The sequence below is a fragment of the Candidatus Chlorohelix sp. genome (genome assembly GCF_037138995.1).
GTDB lineage: Bacteria > Chloroflexota > Chloroflexia > Chloroheliales > Chloroheliaceae > Chlorohelix.
This window is the reverse complement of record NZ_JBAXHI010000085.1, coordinates 1-5,599: the sequence shown is the minus strand read 5'-3', so window position 1 is coordinate 5,599 and position 5,599 is coordinate 1. Positions and strand designations below refer to the sequence as shown.

6 protein-coding genes are annotated in these 5,599 nt (G+C 46.1%); 3 read left to right on the top strand and 3 right to left on the bottom strand.

The window, feature by feature from the left end:
* Positions 1-73: 73 nt before the first annotated feature.
* Together WCK19_RS18160 and WCK19_RS18155 are read right to left on the bottom strand one after the other, a co-directional pair.
* The gene (locus WCK19_RS18160; RefSeq protein WP_342398818.1) at positions 74-634 is read right to left on the bottom strand and encodes a hypothetical protein; all 561 of its coding nucleotides are present in this window, start codon (positions 632-634) and stop codon (positions 74-76) included.
* A gap of 60 nt (positions 635-694) precedes the next feature.
* Positions 695-1,009 carry a hypothetical protein gene (locus WCK19_RS18155; RefSeq protein ID WP_342398817.1) on the bottom strand — a complete coding sequence of 105 codons (315 nt, stop codon included), beginning with the start codon at positions 1,007-1,009 and terminating at the stop codon, positions 695-697.
* A 374-nt stretch (positions 1,010-1,383) separates the two neighbouring features.
* On the opposite strand from WCK19_RS18155, the gene WCK19_RS18150 reads away from it, so the two are divergent.
* From WCK19_RS18150 to WCK19_RS18140, 3 genes are read left to right on the top strand one after another with little or no spacing between them, the layout of a single operon-like run.
* On the top strand, positions 1,384-1,566 hold the full coding sequence (locus tag WCK19_RS18150) for a hypothetical protein (protein WP_342398816.1): 183 nt from the start codon (positions 1,384-1,386) through the stop codon (positions 1,564-1,566).
* Between the two features lie 28 nt (positions 1,567-1,594).
* The gene (locus tag WCK19_RS18145) at positions 1,595-3,076 is read left to right on the top strand and encodes a DUF4158 domain-containing protein (RefSeq protein WP_342398815.1); all 1,482 of its coding nucleotides are present in this window, start codon (positions 1,595-1,597) and stop codon (positions 3,074-3,076) included.
* Positions 3,057-3,227 (top strand): Tn3 family transposase, encoded by a 171-nt coding sequence (locus tag WCK19_RS18140; RefSeq protein ID WP_342398814.1) that lies wholly within the window; start codon positions 3,057-3,059, stop codon positions 3,225-3,227. Before WCK19_RS18145 ends, WCK19_RS18140 begins: the two co-directional genes overlap by 20 nt.
* Positions 3,228-3,372: 145 nt before the next feature.
* Here the strand turns inward: WCK19_RS18140 and abc-f are convergent, their stop codons facing one another.
* Positions 3,373-5,052, bottom strand: a complete 1,680-nt coding sequence (abc-f, locus tag WCK19_RS18135; protein ID WP_342398813.1) for an ABC-F type ribosomal protection protein — start codon at positions 5,050-5,052, stop codon at positions 3,373-3,375.
* Between the last annotated feature and the right edge of the window lie 547 nt (positions 5,053-5,599).

Here is a 5,599-nt window from a genome sequence, read left to right as displayed (position 1 = left end):
TCAATTCCAACTTTAATTTCAAAAGTAAGTTGTGTCTTGCTTTTTAGACACTCCCGATAACGTAGGGTGAGCGTCAGATTTCTGCAAAGGGAAAAGTTGTAGCCTTGCCGATGGTCATTCTACGCCAGGGATGATGAGCAGCAGGTTTGTATAAGGCTTTGCTCACCTTTCGCATTTCAACTGTTCGGGCAGTATCGTTACCAGAATTTAGCACAGCTAAAGAGGTCTTTGGGACTGGTAACACTGGTCCTTCCAAATGCTCTGGCAACTGAGGGAGCTTAACGATGGGTTTGGCTTTTCCCCCTTTACTTGAGCGCAACTGCCACTCCCGGCTTTGCTGCCAGCCTTCCTCCCAACGGTCATTACAAACTAAATTGCGCAAGGCAAGGAGCGGATTAACATTTTGTTTAGCCCAGCGCATTCCGGTACCCTTAAGACGAGCTTCTACCACCACTTTGTTAGCACTTTCCACTGCCCCACTACCCACTGGGTAACCTGCTGCCTTAAACTCAGCATAACAGATTTGAGCCTGCCTTTGCCCCAGATACTCCCGTTCAGCCTGGACTAAAGCCGCTACTTCTGACCTGCCTTGAGTGTGTGCTACTTCAACTAGCCCTTCTAACTCCCTTAGCACGCTCTGTACACTTCCCTGCTTCAGTTGTTCGCTACATGCTTTTGAACCAACTATAGAAAGCTACGCTCTCCTCGCCAAACATTGCCCGTCCTGCACTTCCCAGATGCTCAAAGGCGTGGGGTTCCGAATGGCATCCTCCCTAGGGTAGTCCACGAAGCTTTGACACCAAGCTGCTCCATCATTTACCGCACACACCACCCCTGCTTTTTCAATCCCCCGTCGGTGGATTTCCAGTGTGACCGCTTCCTCAAACTCTCGAACCCCTGCCATACGGGAAAAGTAGCTTAAGGCTCTGCTATGTACTACCGCTTCCCCTCCCTCCATTACCCCTTCTTCCACTTCACCCAGCACTAGCGTTTCGCCATTGAGTAGCAACGGAACAGGTTTCTACGTAGCAAACATTTGTACTATTTAGTATCTGCATATAGTTAAGCGCAAGCAGAGAATTAGCGGCTCAATCTTCCTTTTTAGGGCTTTTCACCAAAAAATCGGGCAAAATAGAAGGAAATATACGTTAATTGGAATTATCTTACACTATTATAGCACCCAAAAACCCAAAACAACTCTTTTGACACCTATTAGTTTATTACGTATAATTCCAACACCTATTTTTCTGTTTAGAATTTGCATATTTTCGAGGTATCTGTTTGAGTGAAAACAGTAATAATATTCCGAAAAGACCCAAGGGAGCACAAAAAGGTAATCGTAATGCTGCCAAAGTAGGGGAGGATTTACGGTTAGAGTTATTTTTGTCCAAGTGGCGACGGAGTTTTTTGGAAGAATGGTTTCTCCTCAAGTTTGGGAGACCAGCAGCAGGAGAAGATGAACTGCGCGAAGTAGTTAGACAAATCGCTAATGCTGCGCTTGATCGGGCTTTCGTAGAAGAGTTTGAAGTACACAAACCTGGTAGCAATCGGGGCGAAACCTTCTAAATTAAGCTAACCCGGAAAGGGCTTTACCGTGCCAGGTCAATTTTTAAGTGAGGCTGATCGTATCAACTTGAACCGTTTCCCCCTTGATTTTAGTGTGGAAGAACTCGACCATTATTACCAGTTGTCAGAGGCGGATTTAGTCGAAATACACAAACAAAGAGGAGCAGTAAACCAACTTGGCTTTGCCGTACAATTAGGAACTTTGCGCCACCTAGGCTTCTGCCCAGATGAAGTGAACCAAGCTCCGGTTAAAGTGGTTAGCTATATCGCCCTCCAACTCAGAGTTAAGCCCGCAGTGTTGAGCGAATATGGCAGCCGCGAACACACCCGCACTGATCATTTGAATAAGATTCAAACCCTTTTAGGTTATAAGGGGGTTAAAGCCGAGGAAAACCGCAAGCTAGAAGAATGGCTTTTGGAACGCGCCCTCGAACACGATGAACCAACCGTCCTACTTCGACAACTTATGGTGCGACCAGGTATTACCGTGTTGGAACGAATGGTAAGCCACGCCCGTGAACAGGCGCGTACCCGCACTTTTGAACAATTAAGCCCCCTTCTAACCCCGCAACGTCGCAAGTTTCTGGACGAGCTTTTGCTTAAGAATGACAAACTCAAGGCTACGCGCTTTGAGTGGCTACGTCAGGAAGCTACTAAAGATGTGCCAAAGGCCATTAATCTTAATATTTCTAAAGTCAAATATCTTCAGGAACAACAGGTGGCTGAATGGCCGATGGCAGTAATTAATCCCAACCGCCGCAAGTTTCTAGCGACCCTTTGTCGAAAAACTTCTGCTGAAGCACTGGACTGTATGAATGAAACCAGAAAGTATCCGCTGTTGCTTTGTTTTGTCTATTCGGCTTTGGCAGAACTCAGCGATCAGACTTTTGACCTTTTCGACAGCTATCTGGCTGGGGCTTATAGCCGGGCTGGAAATGAGTTAGAGGAATTCCGGCGGAAGTCAGTCCCGGCTACCAATGAGAAGTTACATTTCTTTGGGCAGTTGGGTCGGGTGATACTAAATTCTGAGGTTAAAGATGAGGAGGTACGCCAAACTATCTTTGCTTTTTTACCGCAAGAACAGTTAGAATTAGCGGTGGAAGAATCAGATAGACTAGTACGTCCCCTGGATGACACCTATTTTGATTATTTGGCAAAAAGCTACCCTACTATCCGCCAATTCGCTCCCAAACTGTTAGAGGCTTTCGTTTTTCATTCCAACACCGCTGCTAAACCGCTGCTGGATGGAATAATGTTGCTCAAACGCTTGAACCAACAAAACCGTAAAGGTGTTCCTAGGAACGCACCTCAAGCTTTCATTAGTCATAAATGGCATCCTTACGTTTTTGAAGACTCTAACTCCGAAAAACCTACTGGTCGCCCCAAAAAGCGAGGAAAGCGTTTGAACCGTCGCTACTACGAACTTTGTATTTTGTGGGAACTGCGGCAGTCGCTGCGTTCTGGTGACATTTGGGTGGCGGGAAGAAACCATGCAAGAAGCGGTCAATAGATTGGTTAATTACCAGTATCACTTGCCGCTCGCTCAATTTTGGGGTGATGGTACCCTTTCTTCTTCGGATGGTCAACGTTTCCCTGTAGCGGTTCAAACCCGCAATGCCAGAGCCCTGCCTAAATACTTTGGTTATGAACTTTGGAGTTAGGGGAGACCTTCCAAAGGTGGTATCCGGGGCTGAAACTGCAAGCTAAAACAATCCCGACGTGGGGCAAAAAAGTCAGCATAAACGGGGAGAGACATAAATATTCTTAAAAATCTCCCCCGGTTCTGCTTGGTCTCCCGCTTGAAACTTAGCTTTTGCGTTTGGGCATGCTCAGAGTACCCAGGTCGATCTTACCGGCGGTACGTTCGTAGAAATCGGTGAAGTTGCCAAGGTACTCTTTGATCTGGCCGTTTTCGATAGCTACAATTTTATCGACCACCTGGTCAAGGAAATAGCGGTCATGCGATATTACCAGGATAGTACCCTCGAAATCTATCAATGCATCTTCCAACACGATCATTGAAGGAATATCCAGGTTGTTAGTAGGCTCATCCAAAAGCAGAAAATTGATACCCTTCAGACCCAACCCGACCAGTTGCAGACGGCTTTTCTGACCGCCGCTCAAATTGCCGATAGGGATAAAACATTCGTCATAATCGAGCAGTAGACGACCCTTAAGCAGGGCTACTGCTTTTTCATCAATCATGGGTTGGATCGAGCGAATGTAATCTACCGGGGTCTGACGAAGGTTGAGTGTTTCTTGTTCTTGTGAATAGTAGCCCACTTTTACCCGGGCGCCCAGTTGGACGGTGCCGGTGGTTGGTATTTCTTCGCCAAGGATCAATTTGAAAAGAGCGGTTTTTCCGCTGCCATTTGGTCCAACCAGACCAATTCTTTCACCATAGTGGATTGAAAGGTCAAAAGGGGCGTATAGCTGGCGGGTACCGTAGGTCATTGTTACTGCTTTCAGCCGCAAGGCTATTTTGCCGCTGCGTTCCTCCTGCCCGAATTCAAGCTCGACCGTGTTCCGATTGAGGATCGGCTTGGGGGTATTTTCCAGTTCGGCTTTGCGGGCATTGAGCTGCCGCTTTTTGCTCTGAGCCCGACCTGCAAACTTCAAGTTCAAAGAAGCCCATAATTTCAACCGACGGGCGGTTTTTTCTAACTCCTTTAGTTCGCGTTTTTGCATTTCGTAAAGCTGGGCTTCTTTTTCCAATCGGCGTTGTTTGGACTCTCGGAAACCCGAATAGTTACAGTGGTATTCGTAAATCTTGCCGTCTTCTAGCTCGAAAATATGGTTGATAAAACGGTCTAAAAAATAGCGGTCATGGGAAATGGTGGCTACTGCGCCATCGTGGGACATAATATATTGTTCCAGCCAGTCTTTAGCTTTGATATCCAGATGATTATCCGGTTCGTCCAGTAAAAGTAAGTCCGGTTCTTTTACCAGCAACTGGGCCAGGCCGATTAACTTTTTCTCGCCACCGCTCAGTTTGGTAGCCGGTTGGCTGAGTTGTTCCTCGGAGAAGCCGATACCTTTAAGAACCGATTTAATTTTAGCCTCGTAATTGTAACCCCCGCCCCGGTCGAACTGCTCCTGGATTAGGCCGTACTTGTCCAAAATATCTTGGAACTGAGCTGGGTCAGCGGTAACCGCCGGGTCACCCATGTGGGCTTCCAATTCCTGGAGTTGCTTATGGAGACTGACAATTTTTGGGTCGGCGCTCATTACCATATCCAGTACGGTATCATCCGGGTTAGCCTGCGGTTCTTGCTCTAAATAATCAATCGAGGTACCTCGTGGAATAACCACCGTCCCAGAATCGGGCGGCTGTTTGCCAGCCAGGATTTTAAACAGCGTGGATTTTCCGCTGCCGTTTTCACCGATCAAGGCAATTTTATCGCCCCTTTTAATTTCAAAGTCCAGGTTATCAAAAACTAGATTGCCACCGAAATATTTATTAACCTGGATTGCACGCACCAGCATGGTTTGCTCCAATAGTAAATAAGTTAGATATAAGAATATATAGAATTTCTGGTAGTCTTCCGCGCGAGTTGATAACACTCAAAAAAATAGAACCTATCAACTCATTTATTTGCCGGAGACTATCGGAATTAAAGGGCAAATTCAATCAAAATAAGGGTTTCGGTTTCTTTAGTTACCACTTTACCAGGAACTGAACCAACTTTATCAACAACGGAATAGACTGACTCAATTCCCAGATGGCTGAGTACAAGGTATTGAATATTGTATCATTTTATTCCGTTGTATTTTGAAGAATTTCGCAAGTGGGCTGGAACCCTGATTATTATTTTAGCGCTCATAACGGGGGTTTACTTGCTTACGCTCCTCTTTAGTTTACCACTTAAACCCATTTCAGCCTATCGCATTGCCTTGTTACTGGCTTCTAATAGTAGCACAATTGCTCAAAGATCTGCAATCCCCTGACTTTATGCCGCAGCGACTGATACTGTTGGCGAACTAAAAGAAGAAAGGTTTGCTAGAATTAGGAGAAGCGAAAAAAAAGACAGAA

Coding starts and splice junctions, on each gene's coding strand:
- WCK19_RS18140 (WP_342398814.1), top strand. CDS start 3,057: ATGCAAGAAGCGGTCAATAGATTGGTTAATTACCAGTATCACTTGCCG.
- abc-f (WP_342398813.1), bottom strand. CDS start 5,052: ATGCTGGTGCGTGCAATCCAGGTTAATAAATATTTCGGTGGCAATCTA.